The 20,053-nt window shown below is 71.0% G+C and carries 20 protein-coding genes; 10 read left to right on the forward strand and 10 right to left on the reverse strand.

Features of this window, described 5'->3' with window-relative positions:
* Positions 1-215: 215 nt before the first annotated feature.
* Positions 216-1,490 carry an APC family permease gene (locus ACJOT3_RS18700; protein ID WP_406974150.1) on the forward strand — a complete coding sequence of 425 codons (1,275 nt, stop codon included), beginning with the start codon at positions 216-218 and terminating at the stop codon, positions 1,488-1,490.
* A 26-nt stretch (positions 1,491-1,516) separates the two neighbouring features.
* On the opposite strand, the gene ACJOT3_RS18705 is transcribed toward ACJOT3_RS18700, so the two are convergent.
* From ACJOT3_RS18705 to ACJOT3_RS18725, 5 genes are all read right to left on the reverse strand, one after another.
* Positions 1,517-2,278, reverse strand: a complete 762-nt coding sequence (locus ACJOT3_RS18705) for an NUDIX hydrolase (protein ID WP_406974134.1) — start codon at positions 2,276-2,278, stop codon at positions 1,517-1,519.
* Entirely contained in the window at positions 2,275-3,003 is a 729-nt protein-coding gene (locus tag ACJOT3_RS18710; protein WP_406974135.1) for an HAD family hydrolase, read from the reverse strand. Before ACJOT3_RS18710 ends, ACJOT3_RS18705 begins: the two co-directional genes overlap by 4 nt.
* Before the next feature lie 142 nt (positions 3,004-3,145).
* Positions 3,146-4,093, reverse strand: coding sequence for a VWA domain-containing protein (locus tag ACJOT3_RS18715; RefSeq protein ID WP_406974136.1), 948 nt, complete (start codon positions 4,091-4,093; stop codon positions 3,146-3,148).
* Between the two features lie 34 nt (positions 4,094-4,127).
* Positions 4,128-5,087 (reverse strand): DUF58 domain-containing protein, encoded by a 960-nt coding sequence (locus ACJOT3_RS18720; protein WP_406974137.1) that lies wholly within the window; start codon positions 5,085-5,087, stop codon positions 4,128-4,130.
* Between the two features lie 6 nt (positions 5,088-5,093).
* Complete coding sequence (locus ACJOT3_RS18725; protein ID WP_406974138.1) at positions 5,094-6,158, reverse strand: AAA family ATPase; 1,065 nt, start codon at positions 6,156-6,158, stop codon at positions 5,094-5,096.
* 163 nt (positions 6,159-6,321) lie between these two features.
* Between ACJOT3_RS18725 and ACJOT3_RS18730 the strand changes: the two genes are divergently transcribed.
* The 4 genes from ACJOT3_RS18730 to ACJOT3_RS18745 all read left to right on the forward strand — a co-directional run bounded on the left by ACJOT3_RS18730 (position 6,322) and on the right by ACJOT3_RS18745 (position 9,184).
* Positions 6,322-7,029: a hypothetical protein gene (locus tag ACJOT3_RS18730; protein ID WP_406974139.1), complete on the forward strand. Its 708-nt coding sequence runs from the start codon at positions 6,322-6,324 to the stop codon at positions 7,027-7,029.
* Positions 7,030-7,105: 76 nt separating this feature from the next.
* Positions 7,106-7,765, forward strand: a complete 660-nt coding sequence (locus tag ACJOT3_RS18735; RefSeq protein WP_406974140.1) for a DUF6518 family protein — start codon at positions 7,106-7,108, stop codon at positions 7,763-7,765.
* Positions 7,766-8,009: 244 nt separating this feature from the next.
* A complete protein-coding gene (locus tag ACJOT3_RS18740; RefSeq protein WP_431652377.1) occupies positions 8,010-8,753 on the forward strand; it encodes a HipA family kinase in 744 nt (247 codons plus the stop codon).
* Positions 8,750-9,184, forward strand: a complete 435-nt coding sequence (locus tag ACJOT3_RS18745) for a DUF3037 domain-containing protein (protein WP_406974141.1) — start codon at positions 8,750-8,752, stop codon at positions 9,182-9,184. Before ACJOT3_RS18740 ends, ACJOT3_RS18745 begins: the two co-directional genes overlap by 4 nt.
* A 142-nt stretch (positions 9,185-9,326) precedes the next feature.
* Here the strand turns inward: ACJOT3_RS18745 and ACJOT3_RS18750 are convergent, their stop codons facing one another.
* Positions 9,327-10,460 carry an RNA-guided endonuclease InsQ/TnpB family protein gene (locus ACJOT3_RS18750; protein ID WP_406974142.1) on the reverse strand — a complete coding sequence of 378 codons (1,134 nt, stop codon included), beginning with the start codon at positions 10,458-10,460 and terminating at the stop codon, positions 9,327-9,329.
* A 335-nt stretch (positions 10,461-10,795) separates the two neighbouring features.
* Here ACJOT3_RS18750 and ACJOT3_RS18755 point away from each other — a divergent pair, with 335 nt between their 5' ends.
* Positions 10,796-12,019 carry a multidrug effflux MFS transporter gene (locus tag ACJOT3_RS18755; RefSeq protein WP_406974152.1) on the forward strand — a complete coding sequence of 408 codons (1,224 nt, stop codon included), beginning with the start codon at positions 10,796-10,798 and terminating at the stop codon, positions 12,017-12,019.
* 389 nt (positions 12,020-12,408) lie between these two features.
* Positions 12,409-14,406, forward strand: coding sequence for an AMP-binding protein (locus tag ACJOT3_RS18760; RefSeq protein ID WP_406974153.1), 1,998 nt, complete (start codon positions 12,409-12,411; stop codon positions 14,404-14,406).
* A 54-nt stretch (positions 14,407-14,460) separates the two neighbouring features.
* Here the strand turns inward: ACJOT3_RS18760 and ACJOT3_RS18765 are convergent, their stop codons facing one another.
* The gene (locus ACJOT3_RS18765; RefSeq protein WP_406974143.1) at positions 14,461-15,108 is read right to left on the reverse strand and encodes a LuxR C-terminal-related transcriptional regulator; all 648 of its coding nucleotides are present in this window, start codon (positions 15,106-15,108) and stop codon (positions 14,461-14,463) included.
* Complete coding sequence (locus ACJOT3_RS18770) at positions 15,060-16,328, reverse strand: sensor histidine kinase (RefSeq protein ID WP_406974144.1); 1,269 nt, start codon at positions 16,326-16,328, stop codon at positions 15,060-15,062. The genes ACJOT3_RS18765 and ACJOT3_RS18770 overlap by 49 nt, the downstream gene beginning before the upstream one ends.
* A gap of 217 nt (positions 16,329-16,545) precedes the next feature.
* On the opposite strand from ACJOT3_RS18770, the gene ACJOT3_RS18775 reads away from it, so the two are divergent.
* The 3 genes from ACJOT3_RS18775 to rnhA all read left to right on the forward strand — a co-directional run bounded on the left by ACJOT3_RS18775 (position 16,546) and on the right by rnhA (position 18,501).
* Positions 16,546-16,989: an SMI1/KNR4 family protein gene (locus ACJOT3_RS18775; RefSeq protein WP_406974145.1), complete on the forward strand. Its 444-nt coding sequence runs from the start codon at positions 16,546-16,548 to the stop codon at positions 16,987-16,989.
* Positions 16,990-17,084: 95 nt separating this feature from the next.
* Positions 17,085-17,744: a peptide deformylase gene (def, locus tag ACJOT3_RS18780; RefSeq protein WP_406974146.1), complete on the forward strand. Its 660-nt coding sequence runs from the start codon at positions 17,085-17,087 to the stop codon at positions 17,742-17,744.
* Between the two features lie 301 nt (positions 17,745-18,045).
* The gene (gene rnhA, locus ACJOT3_RS18785; protein WP_406974147.1) at positions 18,046-18,501 is read left to right on the forward strand and encodes a ribonuclease HI; all 456 of its coding nucleotides are present in this window, start codon (positions 18,046-18,048) and stop codon (positions 18,499-18,501) included.
* 51 nt (positions 18,502-18,552) lie between these two features.
* On the opposite strand, the gene soxR is transcribed toward rnhA, so the two are convergent.
* Positions 18,553-19,050, reverse strand: a complete 498-nt coding sequence (soxR, locus tag ACJOT3_RS18790) for a redox-sensitive transcriptional activator SoxR (protein WP_406974148.1) — start codon at positions 19,048-19,050, stop codon at positions 18,553-18,555.
* A gap of 10 nt (positions 19,051-19,060) precedes the next feature.
* The gene (locus ACJOT3_RS18795) at positions 19,061-19,777 is read right to left on the reverse strand and encodes an ABC transporter ATP-binding protein (protein ID WP_406974149.1); all 717 of its coding nucleotides are present in this window, start codon (positions 19,775-19,777) and stop codon (positions 19,061-19,063) included.
* Positions 19,778-20,053: the final 276 nt, after the last annotated feature.

Raw genomic sequence — 20,053 nt, forward strand, 5'->3', positions numbered from 1 at the left:
GATCACGAACACGGACCCCCGGCCCTTACAGGGCCGGGGGTCCGGCCGTGCCCGCACCGGTGGTCTCCGACACATGGAGGACCGGAAGTGGCCACCCTCACCACCGGGGGAACGCACCCGGCGGTCACCGGGATCGGGCACACTCGAAACGTCCACCGGAAGGAGGCCCCGGGCCGGAAAGCCCGCCACCGACGTCCATCAGGCAAGGAGACGCCCTGTTGACCACCTCTTCACCGCAGGCCGGACCCGCACGGGTGCTCGGCACCGTCGACGCGGTCGCCATCGGCGCGGGCGCGATGCTGGGAGCCGGGGTGTTCTCGGTGTTCGCCCCCGCGGCGGAGGGGGCCGGGGCGTGGCTGCCCGTGGCGGTCCTCATCGCGGGGCTGGTCGCCTACTGCAACGCGATGTCCTCGGCGCGGCTGGCGGCCCGCCACCCCGAGTCGGGCGGCGCCTACGTGTACGGGCGCGAGCGCCTGGGCGAGCTGTGGGGGTACCTGGCGGGGTGGTCGTTCGTGGTGGGCAAGCTCGCCTCGTGCGCGGCCATGGCGCTCACGTTCGCCGCCTATGTGCTGCCGGGGTGGGAGCGGCCGGTGGCGGCCGGTGCGGTGGTGCTGATGGCGGCCGTGGGCTACCGGGGGGTGCGGCGCTCCACGCTGGTGGTCAAGGTGCTGCTGGCGGTGGTGCTGGCGGTGCTGGCCGGTGTGGTGGTGGCCATGCTGATGAGCGGTCGGCTGGCCGCGGTGGCGCAGATCGACGGGCTGGGGCCCTGGCCCGGGTCGTTCGGTGTGCTGGGCGCGGCGGGGATGATCTTCTTCGCGTTCGCGGGGTACGCCCGGGTGGCGACCCTGGGCGGGGAGGTGCGCGATCCGGCGACCACGATCCCGCGGGCGGTGACCCTGTCGTTGGGCGGGGTGCTGGCGATCTACCTGGTGGTGGGGACCGGGACGCTGATCGTGCTGGGCCGGGACCGGCTCATCAACTCTTCGGCGCCGCTGGTGGACGTGGTGCGGGTGGCCGGGCTGGAGTGGGCGGTGCCGGTGGTGGCCGCGGGTGCGGCGGTGGCGTGCCTGGGGGCGTTGATCACCCTGTTGATGGGGGTGACCCGGACGGCGGCGGCGATGGCGGCCGACGGGCACCTGCCCCGCGTCCTGGCGATGAGGAGTGGACGCCACGGGGTGCCGGTGTACGCCGAGGCGTCGATCGCCGCGGTCGTGGTGGGCCTGGTGCTGTTCACCGACCTGGCGGGGGCGATCTCCTTCTCCGCGTTCGGGGTGCTGGTGTACTACGCCATCACCAACGCCTCGGCGCTGCGGCTGGGTCCCGACGAGCCGCGTCCGCCGCTGCCGGTGCCGCTGGGCGGCCTGGTGGGCTGTGTGGTGCTGGCGTGCAGCCTGCCGTTGAACGCGGTGGCGGCCGGCGCCGGGGTGCTGGCCCTGGGGGCGGCCCTGTGGTGGGTGCGCGACCGGTGGGGCGCCCGCGCCGCCGGCTGAGCCGGTCGGGCGGGTCGCCGTGGGCGTCAGCGGCCGACCAGGAACTCCAGGCCGCGGCGGGTCGTGGTGGACAGGCGCAGGTCCCCGAGCTGTTCGGGGGTGTACCAGGCGCAGTCGGCGGTGGAGCCGCTCTGTTCCAGGACCCGGGCGGGGGCGGGGTGGGCGACGTGGACGTGGGAGAACACCCACACGGCGTACACCTCGTGGCCGGTGGGCGGGACGCGGTGGTGGCTGGAGACGGTGATGAGGCGGCCCACGACGCCGTCCTGTCCGGTCTCCTCGTGGACCTCGCGGCGCAGGGCCGAGCGGACGTCCTCGCCCGGGTCGACTCCGCCGCCGGGCAGGTGCCAGGTGCCCGCGCCGGGGAAGCCGTCGGCGATGAGGCTGAGCATGATGCGTCCGGCCGGGTCGGTGACGATCCCGTAGGAGGCCATGCGGCGCAGCCGGGGCCGGTCGCCGGGCGGGGCGGGCTCCTCGGGCAGGAGTTCGGCCAGGCCCGGCTCCAGGCCCTGCGGGGGCAGCACGGCGGGCCAGTCGCCGACCGCGTCGGGGGTGGCGAAGACCACCCGGTCCACGTGCAGGGGTGAGGGGGAGCGGCCGGGGGTGGAGGCGACCTCGGTGATGACGTCCAGGGCGGTGAGCGGGGTGTCCTCGGCGAGGCCGCCCAGGTCGCGGGCGACGGCGGCGGGGTCCTGGCCGAACAGGACGCGGGCGCCCAGCAGGCGGGGGCCGCCCGGCGCGCGGGTGAGCAGGTGTGCGGTGACCCGGCGGGGCAGGGCGGGGATCACAGCGTTCCCGCGGTGGCCGAGGGCAGGCCGACCAGGCGCAGCAGCTCGTCCAGGTTGTGGACGGTGGTGACGCCGTCGAAGCGGCGGCCGTGGTGGCGGTCGATCATGACCGGGTGCATGCGCGCGGCGACCGCGCCCACGCCGTCGGCCTGGATCTGGTCGCCGACGTGCCAGCAGGCGGAGGGGGCCACCCCCAGGCGCTGGGCGGCGAGGTGGAAGATGCGCGGGTCGGGCTTGCCGGCTCCGGCGCTGTCGGCGCAGACCACGGTGTGGAAGTAGGGGGTCAGTTCCAGGGCCTGGAGTTTGGCGTGCTGGAGGGCCTCGATGCCGTTGGTGAGGACGGCCAGGCGGTATCCGGCGGAGGCCAGGGCGTTCAGGGCGGGGGCGGTGTCGGGGAAGACCTGCCAGGCGGAGCGGTGCACGTCGAGGTAGAGGCGGTAGAGCTCGTCGCAGTGCTGGTCGGCGATGCCGGAGTGGCCGGCCTGGACGGCCAGGGCGCGCACGCGTTCGCGGCGCTGCTCCTCCAGGGACATGTCGCCGCGCAGGTAGGCGCCGAAGGAGATCTCGGTCTGCACGTCCCACAGGGCGCGGGCGGCGCCGAAGTCCGGGTGGCCGATCCGCTCCATGATCGCGCGCAGTCCGGCGGAGGAGGCGGCGACGTCGTCGATCAGGGTGTCGTCCAGATCGAAGCAGATGGCGGTCGGGGCAGCGGGTATGTTCGGCATCGGTCCTCAACTGGGTGGGCATGTCAAAACATGCCAACGCTAACCCGTGCAGATGACGGAAAAGGGGTAAACCCCACCTAAAGGGATGTGACCAGAGTCACATGACCTGCCGTCACCGCACGTCACGGGCTTGCGGAACAGCCTAGGGCAGGCGCTGGAACCACAACAGGGACGTGATCGAGGTGGCCAGCGCCAGCAGGATCGCCACCAGCACGAACCGTGTGACGATCTCCTCGTGCACCGTCTCGGTCCCCAGCGACGAGCCGATGTCCTCGTAGACGTCGTCCAGCTCGTGGCCGCTCTCCGCCTCGTAGAAGTGCCCCTCGGTGACCTGCGCCAGCTCCTGCAACGCCTCCTTGTCGATGTCGGCCGGGACCTGGTAGCCGTCGATGTCGATCATCGCCGCCCCCGTGCCGAACGCGATCGTCGACACCGGCACGCCCTCGTCGCGGGCCGCCGCCGAGGCCTGGCCGATCTCCCGGCCGCTGGTGTTCTCCCCGTCCGAGAGCAGCACGATCGCCGACGGCGGCGGGTCCTCCTGCGAGTCCTCGTCGAACCCGCGGATCGCCTCCAGCGAGGCGAACACCCCCTCACCGATCGCCGTGCCCGGCCCCAGCTGCAGGTTCTCGATCGACCCGATCACCGCCTGGTGGTCCTGGGTGGGGGAGGACACCACCGTCGCCTGCGCCGAGAACGCCACCAGCCCCACGTTGAACCGGTCCGGCAGCGTCTCCACGAACCCCTGCGCCGACTCCTTGGCCGCCCGCAGCCGGTCCGGCTCGATGTCGGTGGCCGCCATCGACAGCGACACGTCCACCGCCACGATGATCGTCGCCCGCTCGCGCGGCTGCTCCACCGGCATCGCCGGGAGCGCCATCGAGGCCACCAGCACCCCCAGGGCGAGGGTGAACAGCGCCGCGGGCACGTGCCTGCGCACGTCGGGCCGATGCGGCGCCACCTGGTCCAGCAGGGACAGGTTGGTGAACCGCACCGTGTACTCGCGCCGCTGCGTCTGCGCGAAGATGTACGCCCCCACCAGCGGGACGAGCAGCAGCAGCCACCACAACCGCTCGGGTTCCAGGAAGGTCATCGCCCACTCCCCCGTATCCAGGCCCGGCCCGCCCTCATCGCGGCACCCCCGGCGTGCGCCGGGACAGCCGGTGCGCGGTCCGCCTCTGGTGGATCACGAACCGTGCAATGTCCAGTACCCAATCACGGTCGGTCCGCAGCACCAGGTGGTGCACCCCGCAGCGGCGCAGGGCCCGCCGCACCTCCTCGCGCTGGGCCCGCGCCGCCTCACGGTAGCGCTCGCGCACCGGGCGGTTGAGCCGCACATCGCGCACCCGGCCGCTCACCGGGTCGCGCAGCGTCACGTCGCCCACCTCGGGCAGGTCCAGCTCCCGGGGGTCGATCACCTCCACGACCAGCACCTGGTGGCGGGAGGACAGCCGCGACATCGGCCGCTCCCAGGGCACCTCGCCGCCGAACGCCGGGGTGTCCAGGAAGTCGGAGATCACCACCCGCAGACCGCGCCGGCGCCGGGACCGCACCAGGTCGTCGACCGCCTCGGCCAGCCCCCGCCCCTCGCCGCCCGCGGGGGCGTCCCCGGTGGGGGCGGCCGCCACCGTCGCCAGCAGCGACAGCAGCGCCTCGTTGCCCGAGCGGGCCGGCCAGCGCCGGATCACCCCCCGGTGCAGGAAGTGCGCCCCGAACCGGTCGGCCACCCGCTGGGTCAGCAGGGTGACGGCGACCATCGCGCCCACCGCCACCTCGCGCTTGACGTGCCGGTCGGTGCCGAAGTCCATGCTCGCCGACAGGTCCAGCAGGGTCCAGCTCTCCAGTTCGCGGTCGGCGACCAGGTCCCGCACGTGCGGGGTGTCGGTGCGGGCGGTCACCGCCCAGTCCATGCGCCGCACGTCGTCCTCGCCCGGCTGGTACAGGCGGGCCTCGGCGGCCTCCGAGCCCGGGCCCAGGCGCAGGCCCAGGTGCTCACCGTGCAGCAGGCCCTCCAGCCGGTGCACGATGCGCAGGTCCAGGCGGCGCAGCGCCGAGCGCAGCCGCGGGTCGTTGCCCAGGGAGGTCACCGGGCCTCACCCGCGCGCGGCGAAGGAGGCGGTCTCCCCGCTGGGCGGCTCGTCCCAGATCACCCGGGGGGCGGGCACCGTCGCCAGGATGCGGTCCACCACCTGGATCGCGGTGACCCCGTCGGCCAGGGCGTCGAAGCTGAGCACCAGCCGGTGCGCGATGACGTCCCGGGCCAGCACCCGCACGTCGTCGGGGAGCACGTAGTCGCGTCCGCGCAGCAGCGCCAGGGCGCGGGCGGCCGCGACCAGGCCCAGGGTGGCGCGCGGGCTGGCGCCGACCTCCAGGACCCCGCGCAGGTCCGGCATCTGGTGGGCCTCGGGTTCGCGGGTGGCCATCACCAGGCGCACCACGTAGTCGGCGATGAGCTGGTGGACGTGCACCTTCTCGGCGTCGGCCTGCAGCTCGCCCAGGGTGAGGGGGTCCAGGACCTGGTGGGCGGTGGGCGGCTCGGTGGACATCCGGCGCAGGATCTCCATCTCCTCGTGCGCCCGGGGGTGGCTCACGTCGACCTTCATCAGGAACCGGTCGCGCTGGGCCTCGGGCAGCGGGTACACGCCCTCGGACTCGACCGGGTTCTGTGTGGCGATGACGATGAACGGGGAGGGGAGGGGGTAGGTGGTCCCGCCCAGGGAGACCTGCCGTTCGGCCATGACCTCCAGCAGGGCCGACTGCACCTTGGCGGGGGCCCGGTTGATCTCGTCGGCCAGGACGAAGTTGGCGAACACCGGGCCCAGCTCCACGTCGAACTTCTCGGTGGAGGGGTGGTAGATGCGGGTGCCGACGATGTCGGAGGGCACCAGGTCGGGGGTGAACTGGATGCGGGTGAAGGAGCCGCCGGTCACCTTGGCCAGGGTGGACACCGCCAGGGTCTTGGCGATGCCGGGCACCCCCTCGATGAGGCAGTGGCCCTTGGCGACCAGGGCGATGAGGGAGCGCTCCACCATCCGTTCCTGGCCCACGATGACCGTGGACACCTCGTGCAGCGCCGCGCGCAGCAACCGGGTGGGCTCGCCCGGGGCGCCCTCGGACCCCGAGGGGGAGGCGCCGTTGCCGGGTGAGGTCTGTGCCATGTTCCGCCTTCCAGGCCCCGCGCCCCGCCGGGGCGCCGGATAGGTTGTGGATCACTCACCTGTGGGCGAGACTACCCGCTCCGGGCGCGTCGTTCCGGTGCACAACGCGCCGAAGGGGACGCAAGCGGACGCGGGGGACGGTGGGAAGTGAGGGGGTGGGGGCGTGACGGCTCCCCTGATGGGACTGAACGCGGGCGATCCGCGCCAGCTGGGCGCCTACCGGCTCCAGGGCCGGGCGGGGGAGTCCGCGCTGGGCGTGGTCTACCTCGGGCGCGACCGCGAGGGCTCTGAGGTGGAGGTGGCCGTGCTGAACCCGGGCGCGGTGGCCGATCCGCAGGCCCGGGAGCGGTTCGCCGAGGCGGTGCGGGCCGAGCCCGGTGTGCTGTCGGCGCGCACCCAGGGCCGTTCGGTGCTGTGGGTGGCGGTGGCCGGCGGGGCCGGGGGTGCGGCCCGGTTCCTGGAGCAGGCGGGCCGGCCCGGGCGGATCGCCGCCCGGGGGCCGGTGGTGATGCCGCACTGGGCGGGGGCCCGGTCGGGGCCCGCGGTGCCGTGGGCGCCCTGGGCGGGCCGGCGCGACAGCGCGGTGGAGGAGGGGCGCGGCAACTGGTGGCTGATCGGCGGGCTGGGCGCGGTCCTGCTGCTGATCCTGGCGCTGGTGGTGGCGCTGTACTGGTTCCTGTTGCAGTTCCCGCCGCCGGAGATGCCCGCCCCGGGCCAGCCGGTGCCCGGGGAGGGGCCCTCGGGGGAGACCGGTGAGGAGGGCGATCCCAGTCCGGAGGAGGACGGGGAGGGCGGCCCGTCGACGCCGGTGATCCCCACGCCGGGGGAGGGCGAGGAGGGGTGGAGCGAGGACCCGCAGGACAACCTGTGACCGTTGCCGTGGCCCCTGGGCTGTGAGTCCGGTCGCCGGGTGAACCGGCGGGGCGGCCGGCGGCGTGAGGGTGGGCATGGACGACACCGCCGCGGCCCCCGCCGCCCCGCCCGCCGCGCGGGCACCGCTCACCCCGTTCCAGGCCCTGGGGCTCGCCCTGGCTGGCGGCCTGCTGGTCGGGTTCACGACCTCGTTCGCGCAGGGGTGGCTGCCCGATGCGTTGAGCTCGATGGCCAACTCCGGCGGCTCGTGGAGCCTTGCGGCGTTCCTGCTGGCGCTGCTGGGGCCGCGCCGGTGGGTGAGCGTGGTGATCGGTGCCCTGGCGCTGGCGGCCATGGTGGCGGGCTATGACCTGGCGTCGATGCTCCGCGGCTATGGGGTCGCGATTTTCTACACCCTGTTCTGGGGGACGGCGGCGGTGACGATCGGTCCGCTGCTGGGGTGGGGCGCCGACGCCGTGCGCCATCGGACGTGGTGGGCGCCGGTCGGTGCCGGGCTCATGTCCGGGGTGCTGGTGGGGGAGGGCGCCAACGGGCTGCTGAGGCTGCTGGAGACCACCTCGCCCGTGTACTGGTCGCTGTCGGTGGGGGCCGGGCTGGCGCTGCTGGGGTGGGCGTGCGTGCGGCGCCTTCGGGGAGCGGGGCCGGTGCTGGTGGCGGTGGCGAGCGCCGCGGTGATGGCGGGGATCGTCCTGGGGGTCTACGCGGGTGCCGACGCGCTACTGAACCCTGTATGAATCTACATCGTGAAGGTGGCTCACGTTTTCTGTAAAACGCCACAACAAGAACAAGAGGAGTGCGGCTACGCCGCACACCCCTCCCATAGCCCCAGGTCAGAGGGGTATCGGCGTGTCGCGGTCCGAGGGCCGGCGCCGGGAGGGCCGCCAAAGGGCCGTAGCGGGACCGGTGGAGGCGGTCGGCGGTGAAGGCGGGGGCCGGGGAGGTCCTAGGCTGGTCGGCGTGGTGAAGGCGCTGAAAGAAGTGACAGGCACGCGGTACGTCCTACCGCTGCGCGAGGGCGGTTCGCTGCCCGGACTCGTCGAGGCCGACGACCTCGGCATGTACGTCGTGAAGTTCATCGGTGCGGGCCAGGGGCGCAAGACCCTCGTCGCCGAGATCATCTCCGGTGAACTGGGGCGTGCGCTGGGGCTGCCCGTTCCGGAGCTGGCGCTGGTGGACTTCGACGCGGTCATCGCGCGCGGGGAGCCCGACCAGGAGGTGCAGGAGCTGCTCAAGGCCAGCGGCGGCCTCAACCTGGGGATGGACTTCCTGCCGGGCTCCCTGGGGTTCGACCCGCTCGCCTTCGAGGTGGACGCGGGGTTCGCCGGGCGGGTGCTGTGGTTCGACGCGCTGACCGGCAACGTGGACCGGTCCTGGCGCAACCCGAACATGGTGGTGTGGCACGGGGAGCCGTACCTGATCGACCACGGTGCGACGCTGATCTTCCACCACTCCTGGGCCAACGCGGACCGTTTCGTCGCCCGCGCCTACGACGCCTCCGACCACGTCCTGCTGCCGGCCTCACCGGACCTGGCGGCCGCGGACGAGGCGCTGGCCCCGCTGGTGACCGGGGAGCTGCTGCGGGACGTGGTGGGGCTGGTGCCCGACGTGTGGCTGGAGGGCGAGCCGGGGTTCGACTCCCCGGAGGCGGTGCGGGAGGCGTACGTGCGCCACCTGGCCGCGCGGGTGGAGGACCGGTCGTGGCTGCCGGAGGTGGGTCGGTGAGCGTGCGCAGGTACAGCGATGCGGTGACGACGGGCCGGGTCGGCGAGGAGCGGGACCGGGCGGTGTTCGAGTACGCGCTGCTGCGGGTGATCCCGCGGGTGGAGCGCGGCGAGTGCGTGAACGCCGGGGTGATCGTGTACTGCCAGGAGCGGGCGTTCCTGGCGGCCCGTGCGGAGGTGGACGAGGCCCGGCTGCTGGCGTTGGACCCGGGGGTGGACGTGGCCGGGGTGCGGCGTGCGCTGGCCGCGGTGGAGGCGCTGTGCCGGGGGGGCGCGGTGGCCGGTGCGGCGGGCCGTGAGCGGCCCGGTCAGCGGTTCCGGTGGTTGACGGCGCCGCGGAGCACGATCGTGCAGCCGGGGCCGATCCACGGGGGGTTGACGGAGGATCCGGCGGCCGAGGTGGAGCGGTTGCTGGACCGGCTCGTAAGGTGACGTCCTCCCCGGGGCGGGCCCCGGGGATTCCCACGGCCTCGCGGTTGTGGGCGCGGCGCGCCTCGCGGCGTCCGCTGGTTCCTGTTCCGCGGGCCGGTGCCCCACCCGAGGGTGGTGGTCTTACCCTGCCTCCGCAGGCGTTTCAGTTCTCCGCTTCCCGCTCTCGGGCGAGTTTCTGTCCAGCGGCGAGCACGATTCGGGATGCATTGACGTCCCGGTCATGGGTATTGCCGCACCCGGCGCAGGTCCAGGTGCGTACGTTGAGGGGTTTGGGTCCGTCCACCGCCCGGCACACATGGCAGGTCTGGGAGGAGGCCAGGAATCGGTCGACCTTGATGAAGGTGCGCCTGTACCGGGTGGCTTTGTACTGGAGCATGTGCACGAACGCCGACCATCCGGCGTCGTGCACGCTCTTGGCCAGGCGGGTGCGTCCGAGTCCGGCCACGCACAGGTCCTCCACGTACACCGCTTGGTTGTCGCGGATGATCCGGGTGGACAGCTGGTGGTGGAACTCGCGGCGGCAGTCGGCCACCCGCGCGTGCGCGCGGGCGACCCGGTGGCGGGCCTTTTCGCGGTTGTGCGATCCCTTCTGTTTGCGGGATAGGGCCCGCTGGGTCTTTTTCAGATTGCGTTCAGCCTGGCGCAGGAATCGGGGGTTGGTGATCTTGGTGCCGTCGGAGAGCACCGCGAAGTGCCCCAGCCCCAGATCGATGCCCACGTCCCCGGTGGTCTCCGGGTGTGGCTTGTCATCGACCTCGACCACGAACGACGCGAAGTACCGCCCTGCGGCGTCCATGATGACGGTCACGGTGGACGGGGCCGAGGGCAGTGCCCTGGACCACTTCACCTTCAGTTCGCCGATCTTGGGCAGGGACAACTTGCCCTGGTCGGTGATCTTCCAGCGGGCGTTGGCGGTGAACCGCACCGCTTGGGTCCGGTCCTTGCGGGACTTGAACCGGGGCGGACCCATCTTCGGACGTTTGCCTTTGAGACCGTCGAAGAAATTCCGGTAGGCGGTGTCCAGGTCGCGCAGCGACTGCTGGAGCACCACCGCCGACACCTCGCCCAACCAAGACCGTTCCTCGGTCTTCTTCGCGTCGGTGATCAGCGTCTTGGACAGCACCCCGGCCGTGGGGAAGGCCTCGCCGTGGGCGCGTGCGGTCTCCCTCGCCCGCAGGGCGTCGTTGTAGACCACGCGGGCGCACCCGAACGCCCGGGCCAACGCGGCGCGCTGGTCAGTGTCGGGGTACACGCGGAAGGAGTACCGGAGCCGCATGTTCGGCATCATCACATCCGCTTGTGACAATCCGGGGTCGTCCGTCCCTACGGGCGGGCAGGGGGTGGATTCGATTCACCTTCGGTGCAAACGCGGGAGCACTCTCGGGTAGGACAGGTAGCTGTCCGTGCAGTAAGGGATGTCACAGGTGTTTCGGGGTTATTGAAGGAGATTTTCCGAGGGTCCCGGTGTTGGGATGGAGTGGCCGCCCTGGTCGCGCTCCCACGTGCCGGGGCCCCCTTCTCGTTCTTGTGAACCTTCTTCCTCGATCCCGTCGAGATCCTTTGGAGTGGCCTGTGCAGTCCCCGAACTCCCCTGACACGGCGTCCCGGCCGGTGGCGGACCCGGGTGGACCGCCGGTGGTGCGTGCGCGCCGGTCGGTGGTGTTGCTGGTCCTGGTGCTGGGTGTGCTGGCGGCGGTGGGGCCGTTGGCGACCGATATGTATCTGCCGGCGTTCCCGCAGATCGCCGAGGATCTGCGGGCTTCGGAGGCGCAGATCCAGTTGACGCTGACCTCGATCATGTTGGGGTTGGCGGTCGGTCAGCTGGTGATCGGGCCGATGAGTGACGCCTGGGGGCGTCGGGTGCCGCTGCTGGTGGGCGGTGCGGTGTTCACGGTGACGTCGGTGCTGTGTGTGTTCGTGCCGGATGTGACGTTGTTCGTGGTGCTGCGTTTCGTGCAGGGTGTGGCGGGTGCCGCGGGTGCGGTGATCTCGCGGGCGGTGGTGCGCGACCTGTTCAAGGGCGATGACGCGGTGCGGTTCTTCTCGCGGTTGGCGCTGGTGATGATGCTGGCTCCGCTGTTGGCGCCGTTGGCGGGTGCGCAGTTGTTGCTGGTGGGTCCGTGGCAGTTGAGTTTCTGGGTGCTGGCGGCGATGTCGGCGCTGAGTTTCGTGCTGGTGCTGGTGTGGTTGCCGGAGTCGTTGCCGGTGGCGGAGCGGCGTGCGCGGGGTCCGCGGGTGCTGGGTGTGACGGTGGCGGGGCTGGTGCGTCAGGCGCGGTTCCTGGGTCCGGTGCTGACGCTGGGTCTGAGTTTCGGGATGTTGTTCACGTACGTGTCGGCGTTCTCTTTTGTGGCGCAGCAGGAGTTGGGGGTGTCGGCGCAGACGTATGCGTGGCTGTTCGCGGTGAACTCGTTGGGGATGTTGGCGGGGACGCAGGTGAACGGGTTCCTGGTGGGTCGGATGGAGACGTTGCGGCGTTTGGGTCTGGGCCTGGTGGTGGGTCTGTCGGCGGTGTCGGGTCTGCTGGTGGCGGCTCTGGTGGGTGTGGGGTCGTTGTGGCTGGTCGTGGGGTTGTTGGCGTTGATGATGTTCAGTACGGGGTTCATCATGCCCAATGCGACGGTGACGGCGTTGGATGGTCAGCCGGCGGCGGTGGCGGGGACGGCGTCGGCGTTGATGGGTGCGTTGCAGTTCGCGCTGGGTGGTGGTGTGGCGGCGTTGGCGGGGTTGACTCCGTCGGGTGAGGCGTCGTTGGTGAGTATGGCGGCGGTGATGGTGGGTGCCGCGGTGTTGTCGGGTGTGTCGTTCGTGTGGACGGTGCGTGCGCGGGTGTGATCCGGTCAGGGCTCGGGCGTGTTCGGCGGATCATTCCGACTCGCGGCTGCCAGGCTGCCTCTCGCGGCGCCGCCTGCGCTCGGTCAGCCAACACCGGGCTGACTCTCGCTGGTCGTCTTGCGAGAGATTGCCTCGCGGCCGCTCCCATCACTCGGCGCAAGCGCCGAACCGAACGGAAGCATCCACCGAACACGCCCTAGAGGCCCCATGACCCCATGTCAGGGGTTGTGGGGCCTTGGTGTTTTGTGGGTCTCTCCATGTTGCCGTGGGTGGGGGAGGTTGGGCATTGTAGGGGAACTATTTCCCCCCTTTTCGCGGGATGTCTGTCATGTGCGGGCCGGTGGGGTTCGTGCTTTTCGACGCTGTTTGAGGATGAGTGGTCTGTGGTCATGGGCGAGGCGAGTGTCGGCCCCGGTGGATGGGCCCGGCGTGTGTCCGGGTTGAGCGACCTGGTCTACGAGATGGCGACCGATGACGCGCACGCGGAGCTGTTCTCGGTGCCGGAGGAGGGGCGTCGGGGCGACCGGTGGGCGCCGGTGAGCGCGGGGGCGTTCGCCACGGATGTGACGGGGGTGGCCAAGGGGCTGGTGGCCGCCGGTGTGGGTGAGGGCGACCGGGTGCTGGTGATGTGCGCCGATCACCTGGACTGGGTGCGGTTGGCGTTCGCGGTGTGGTCGGTGCGGGCGGTGCTGGTGCCGTTGCCGGTGTCGGCGGCTCCTGAGCGTGTGGTGCATGTGGTGCGTCAGACGCGTCCTGCGGCTGCCGTGGTGGAGGGTGAGGGTCCGCTGCGGGTGTTGGGGGCGTTGCAGCGGGAGACGCAGGATCTGGGCCGGGTGTGGCGGTGTGAGCCGGGGTTGGCGGAGATCGTGTCGCTGGGTGCGTACATGGACGCGTCGTCGGTGCGGTTCCGGCGGGATGCGACGGTGCCCGAGGATGTGGCGGTGGTGCTGTATCCGGTGAGTACGGCGTCGCGGTGGATGCGCGGGGTGGCGTTGTCGCACGGGGCGCTGTTGGGTGCGGCGGCGGATCTGGTGGACCGGGTGGGTCCGCGGGTGGCGGAGCTGGGGCCGGGTAAGGCGACGGCGCTGTCGGATGCGGCGTTGTCGCAGATCCAGGGTCTGGCGACGTTGGTGGCGTGTGTGGTGGGCCGGGTGCGGTTGGGGTTGGGGGGCGGTGGCCGGTTCCTGGAGCGGGCGCAGCGGTTCCGGCCGTCGGTGCTGGTGTGCGGTCGGGGGGTGTTGGAGGAGGTCTTCGAGGGGGAGCGGGGTAGTGCCCGTTCGACGGGGTGGGATTCGCTGGGGACGTTCAATTCGGCGGTGGACGCGGCGGTGCAGTTCGACCGTTCGCCGAAGAAGGGTGCGTGGCAGCGTCTGTCGCGGTCGATGTACGACTGGCAGTTCGCGAAGGTGCGGGAGACGTTGGGGGACCGTACGCATCTGGTGGTGTGCTGGGGCGGGGGGTTGTCGGACCGGTTGGACTCCTTCTACGGGGGTGTGGGGGTGCCGGTGGTGCAGGTGTTCGGTACGGCGGAGACGGCGGGGGCGTTCGCGGCGAACGCGGTGGGGGCGCGGGTGCCGGGTTCGGTGGGTCGTGCGTTGGAGGGGCGTGAGGTGTGGGTGTCGCGTGAGGGTGAGGCCCATGTGCGCGGTGGTGCGGTGTTCGCGGGTTATTGGGGTGATGAGGTCGGGACGCGGTCGGCGTTCCGTGAGGGGTGGTTGGCGACGGGGTTCGCCGGGTCGGTGGACGGTGACGGGTTCGTGTCGGTGAGTGGCCGGTTGCGGGAGCAGGCGGCGGTGGAGCCGGTGCCGGGGCGGTTCTCGGCGGGGGTGGTGCGTCCGGCGGTGGAGGCGGCTCCGGTGGCCCCGGTGGAGGAGGTCGCTGCGGAGCCGGTGTTGGAGGGGTCGGTGGTGGAGCGTCCGGTGCCGGAGCCGGATGCGACGTTGGCGTTCCCGGTGGTGGAGGCGGAGCAGCCGCAGGCGGTGTCGGATGCGGAGCTGGTGGCGGGGTTCGAGGCGCGGTTGCGGTCGCATCCGTTGATCAGCCAGGTGTTGGTGATCGTGGAGGGTCGGCCTTTTGCGAGTGCGTTGATCACGTTGGTGCGGGATCAGTTGGAGTACTGGCGTTTGGTGAACGGTCGGCCGTTGTCGATGGCGCCGGAGGAGATCGCGGGGGATCGGGATCTTCTGCGGGAGGTGCAGGGGTTGGTGTACGAGGCGAATCGGAGTGTGCCGCGGCATTTGGCGGTGCGGTCGTTCCATGTGCTGGCGGAGGAGTTCACGGTGCAGTCGGGGTTGGTGCATCCGTCGGGCGGGTTGCGGCGTGAGGCGGTGTTGCGGGCGTTCTCGGAGGAGATCGACGGGTTGTACCGGGTGCGCCGGGAGCAGTAGCGGTACATGGGCGGGGCCCCGGGGCGTGAAGTCCCGGGGCCCTTGGTGTTGTGTCTATTGGCCGTTGAGGTAGGCGAGGACGGCGAGGACGCGGCGGCTGTCGTCGGAGGAGGGGGGTAGGTCGAGTTTGGTGAAGATGTTGTTGATGTGTTTGCTGACGGCTTTTTCGGTGATGTAGAGGCGTCCGGCGATGGCGGAGTTGGAGCGGCCTTCGGCCATTTCGGAGAGGACTTCGCGTTCGCGGGGGGTGAGTTGGCCGAGGGGTCCTTGGCTGTCCTGGCGGGCGAGGAGTTGGGAGATGACGGCGGGGTCCATGGCGGTGCCGCCGGCGGCGACGCGGCGGACGGCTTCGATGAATTGGCCGATGTCGAAGACGCGGTCTTTGAGGAGGTAGCCGACGCCGCCGGTGTCGTCGGAGAGGAGTTCGCGGGCGTAGAGCTGTTCGACGTGCTGGGACAGGACGAGGATGGGCAGGCCGGGGATCTGGGCGCGGGCGGAGATGGCGGCTTGGAGGCCTTCGTCGGTGAAGGTGGGGGGTAGGCGGACGTCGACGACGGCGACGTCGGGGCGGTGGTCGGTGAGGGCTTTGTGGAGGTCAGGGCCGTTGTCGACGGCGGCGACGACGGTGAAGTCGTGGGCTTGGAGGAGTTTGATCAGTCCTTCTCGGAGGAGGGCGAGGTCTTCGGCGATGACAACGCGCATGGGATCTCCAGGGTGACGATGGTGGGTCCGCCGGTGGGGCTGGTGATGTTCATCGTGCCATCGAAGGCGTCGACGCGTCGGTGGATGCCGGCGAGTCCGCTGCCGGGGGTGGCGTCGGCGCCGCCGTGGCCGTTGTCGGTGACGGTGATGACGAGGCGGTCGTTGCCGTGGTTGATGTGGACCCAGGCGTGGGTGGCGTCGGCGTGTTTGGCGGTGTTGGTGAGGAGTTCGGCGATGGCGAAGTAGGCGGCGGATTCGACGGGGTCGGCGGGGCGGCCGGGGAGGGTGACGGTGACGGTGATGGGGAGGGGGTGGGTGAGGGCGAGGGCGTGGACGGCGCCGTGGAGTCCGCGTTCGACGAGGACGGGTGGGTGGATGCCGCGGACGAGGTCGCGGAGTTCGATGAGTGCGGTGCGGGTGGTCTCGCGGGCTTCGGCGAGCATGGCGCGGGCGGTGGTGGGGTCGTGTTCGACGATTTGTTCGGCCATGCCGAGGTTCATGCCGAGGGCGACGAGGCGGGCTTGGGCGCCGTCGTGGAGGTCGCGTTCGATGCGGCGGATTTCGGAGGCCTGGGTGTCGATGGTGTTGGCGCGGCTGGTGGCGAGGTGGGCGACGCGGGCGGTGAGGCGGGCTTTTTCGGAGGGTTGGAGGAGGAGGCGGTTGAAGGCGGTGTAGAGGCGTAGGGCGGGGGTGGCGAGGGTGGCGCCGAGGGTGATGAGGAGGGTGGCGGGGATGAGGAAGAGGAGGCGTTCGGTGGTGTCGGTGGGGGTGTAGGTGCCGTAGATGGCGGGGTCGCCGGTGAGGTTGAGGGCGTGGAGGAGTTGGTAGGTGCCGTGGCCGATGAGGCTGAGGGGGAGGGCGATGAGGAGGATGTTGACGGTTCCGGTGATGAGCCAGAGGAGGTCTTTCCAGGTGGCGGGGTCGGTGATGATGACGCTGGCGCGGCGGTTGATGCCTGTTGGGGGGATGGGGCGGTAGCCGGAGTGGACGGGGCGGTGGTGGTCGAGGTGAGTGAGGGTGCGGCGTTGGCTGTCGGCGAGGGTTCTGAGGAGGTGGCCGGTGAGGATGATGAAGGGGAGGCCGATCCAGATGAGGGAGAGGAGGGCGGAGGCGATGACGAGGGGGAGGAGTAGGAGGGCGGCGGTGTTCTGGGAGAGGAGGAGGAAGAGGTAGGCGAGGGTGGTGAGGGGGCCTGCGCGGTGGTGGTGTGCGGTGGCCATGGTGGGTGCCGGTCCTCTTCCGTGTGGGTGTGGTGGGTTCCATTGTGTCGTGTCGGGTGGGTGGTGGTCGGTGGTGGTGGCTCCCCTGGTGGTGGGTGTGCGGGGGTGTCGGGTGCGGGGTGGTTGGGTGGGGTGTGGGTGGGTTGTGGGCCGGGTGGGTGTGGGTTTTTGGCGCAACTCGCCGTCGACGATTTCCCGTGGGTTGGCATGACCTGTGATGATCGGGGGTGTGTGGCGTGAACTGATTCTGGAGTTGTATCCGGAGGCCGATCTTCGTGATCCGGCCGATGAGGCGGCGTTGGCCGAGGTCGAGAAGCGTTTGATGTTGCCGTTGCCGTTCGAGTTGGCGTCGTTGCTGCGGGAGACCGACGGTGTGGTCAACGAGTACGGGGATGCGGTGGTGTGGAGTGCTCAGCGGTTGGTGGAGGACAATCTGGCGATGCGGGGTGAGCCGGATTATGTGGAGTTGTACGCGCCGTTCGACGAGATGATCTTCTTCGGGGATTCGGACATGGGTCCGCAGTTCGCGTATGTGCATACGGACTATGGGCCGGGTGTGGTGGTGTGGGATCATGAGACGGATCGGCGCCGGTTGGTGGTGGTGTCGTTGCGTGATTATCTGGCGCGGTGTCTGTTGCAGGGCAATGCGTGGTTCCGTTGACGGTGCGTGGTCGTCTACCTGGTGTTCCGTGCTATTTTGCGGGGTGGTGCGGCGGTGTGCGCCGCCGGTGATCGCGTTGTGAGAGTGGGACCCCTATGCCGGATGAGTCGCAGGTGGCGGCCGTTGTTCAGGGCCGTGATGTGGCCGACTTCCCGGAGTTGGCGCCGGAGGCGGCGCGGGGTTCGGTGCGGCGGATCACGGTGACGGGTGAGGATGTGCTGCACCGTCGTAATCGGGATGTGCCGGTCGAGATGCTGGGTGGTGCTGAGTTGCGCCGGTTGATCGATGACATGTTCGTGACGATGTACGCGGCCGAGGGTGTGGGGTTGGCGGCGAACCAGGTGGGTGTGGACCTGCGGGTGTTCGTGTATGACTGCCCTGACGATGAGGGTGTGCGTCATGTGGGGCATGTGGTGAATCCGGTGTTGGACGAGCGTGGTCCTGAGGATGCCCTGGTGGTGGAGAACGAGGGGTGTTTGTCGGTGCCGGGTCCGCATGCGGAGTTGGGGCGTGTGGAGCGTGCGACGGTGCGGGGTGTGGACCGGGACGGTGAGCCGGTGGTGCTGAGTGGGAGCGGGTATTTCGCCCGGTGTCTGCAGCATGAGACGGATCACACGTTGGGGCGGTTGTACATCGACCGGTTGTCGGCGCGGGAGCGCAAGCGGGTGTTGAAGAAGATGAACGAGATGGCCAACGATGTGTTCGCGCGTCGTGAGGAGCGGGCGGCCGAGCTGGAGCGGGAGTTCGCCGGCTAGCCCGTGGGGTTCTGGTGGGGGTGGGGGACCTGTGTGGGTCCCCCGCCCCCTTTTTGTGTGTGCGGGGGTCCGCCGGTGTGGAATGCGTTGCCTTCGGGGGTGCGGCGGTCGTGCAGCAGGCGGGTGATCTCGGTGTCGCGGGTGGAGTGGGTGCGGGGGTGTCCGGGGGTGCCTTTGGCGGGCTTTCAGGGGCCGATCGTGTGCGTATCAGGGTGCCAGTGGGCGTTTCGGCCCTGGAATTGGCTCTTTTTCGAGGGTGTGTGGCCTTTTTGTTATCGGGTGGGGCGGTAGATTGCCCGGCATGAGCGACGGGGAACAGAAAGTGATCGTGTACACCGACGGGGCGTGCAGTGGGAACCCCGGCCCGGGGGGGTGGGGGGTGTGGCTGCGTTATGGGGCGCACGAGAAGGAGATCTACGGCGGTGAGGAGCAGACCACCAACAACCGGATGGAGCTGATGGCGGCCATCCGGGCGCTGGAGAGCCTGACCAAGCCGGTGCCGGTGGTGGTGTACACCGATTCGTCGTATGTGCGCAACGGGATCACGTCGTGGGTGGCGGGGTGGAAGCGGCGCGGGTGGCGCACCGCCGACAAGAAGCCGGTCAAGAACGTGGACCTGTGGCAGCGGCTGGACGAGGTCGCCGCGGGCCACGACGTGGAGTGGCGCTGGGTGCGCGGGCACAGCGGCGACGAGGGCAACGAGCGGGCCGACGAGCTGGCCCGGCGCGGCCGTGACGAGGCCGCCGCGCTGCGCTAGCGGACACCGGTGAAGGGGCACCCCGGCCCGGGGTGCCCTTTTTGTGTTCCCTCAGGCGGTCTGGGCCCGGGTCCCCTCGTGGTCGTCGGGGTCCTCGGGGTCGTCGGCGATGAGCAGGCGGCGCGGCCCGGAGCCGTCGGCGGCCAGGGCGTCGTCGGGGTTGACCAGGACGCAGGAGTCCAGGGACAGGCAGCCGCAGCCGATGCATCCGGTGAGGTCGTCGCGCAGGCGGACGAGCTGGGCGATGCGGGCGTCGAGTTCGTCGCGCCACTGTTCGGAGACCAGGGCCCAGTCGGCGCGGGTGGGGGTGCGGTTGTCGGGCAGCCGGTCCAGGGCCTGGCGGATGCGGGCCAGGGGGATGCCGACGCGCTGGGAGACGCGGATGAAGGAGACGCGGCGCAGGGTGTCGCGGCGGTAGCGGCGTTGGTTGCCGGCGGTGCGGCGGCTGTGGATGAGTCCCTGGCGTTCGTAGAAGTGCAGGGCGGAGACGGCCACGCCGGAGCGTTGGGAGACCTGCCCCACGGTGAGTTCCTTGGCGATGGGCGGCACGGTTCCCAGTCTAGGGGTGGTGGGTGCGGTGGGTGCCGCGCAGGGCGTAGAGGCGGGCGTAGGCGCCGCCGCGGACGAGGAGTTGGTGGTGGTTGCCGGTTTCGGTGACGCGGCCGCGGTGGAGGAGGAGGATGCGGTCGGCGGTGTGGGTGTGGGTGGGGCGGTCGGTGAGTTGGAGCAGGCCGGTGGTGGGGGTGGGGGTGAGGTGTTCGCCGGGTGCGGGGTGGGTGAGGACGAGCAGGTGGGCGTCGGTGAGGTCGGCGTAGTGGGTGCGGGCGGTGTGGATGCGGGGGGTGAGGTGGGTGGGGAGGTCGGCCAGGGGTGTGGTGGGTGTGGTGGGCAGGCCGGCGTGGGCCAGGGCGGTGTGCAGGTGGGGGTCGTCGGGGTCGGGGTGGGTGCGGCCGGTGATGGTGTGGGCGAGGGTGGTGTGGGGCAGGGCGGTGTGGATGTGGGGGGTGGTGTGGGTGGTGATGTGTCCGTGGGTGGGTGTGGTGCGGCCGGTGAGCAGGTCGGTGAGGGTGGTGGTGTGGTCGGCGGGCAGGCCGATGAGGGCGACGTGTTCGCCGGGGTGGACGGTGAGGTCCAGGTGGGAGAGCAGGGGGGTGTGGGACACGTCGTGGAACTCGACGAGGGGGCGGGCGCTGGGTGCGGTGGTGGCGGGGCTGCGGTGCAGCCGGTCGCGGTCGGTGAGCCTCACGGGTGTCCGTTCGTGGTGGTGGGGTGTCATGGGGCTGTGATCGTCGGGGGCGCGTGAGAGTTCTCGTTATCTGTTCGTGTCTTTCTTCTCGTGGTGGGGGACACACCCGCGGGGTGTCCTTTTTCGTGGGGTGTGCGACCTTGTGGCCATGGGGGGCGGGTGGTGGGGTGGGGGCATGGGACACGAGGTCGTGATCGTCGTCTTCGACGGGGTGCAGAGCCTGGATGTGACGGGGCCGCTGGAGGTGTTCGCGGGGGCGTCCCGGGCGCCGGGGGCGGACTACCGGGTGCGGGTGGGGTCGCTGGG

The organism is Nocardiopsis protaetiae, from assembly GCF_045446735.1.
Classification (GTDB): domain Bacteria; phylum Actinomycetota; class Actinomycetes; order Streptosporangiales; family Streptosporangiaceae; genus Nocardiopsis; species Nocardiopsis protaetiae.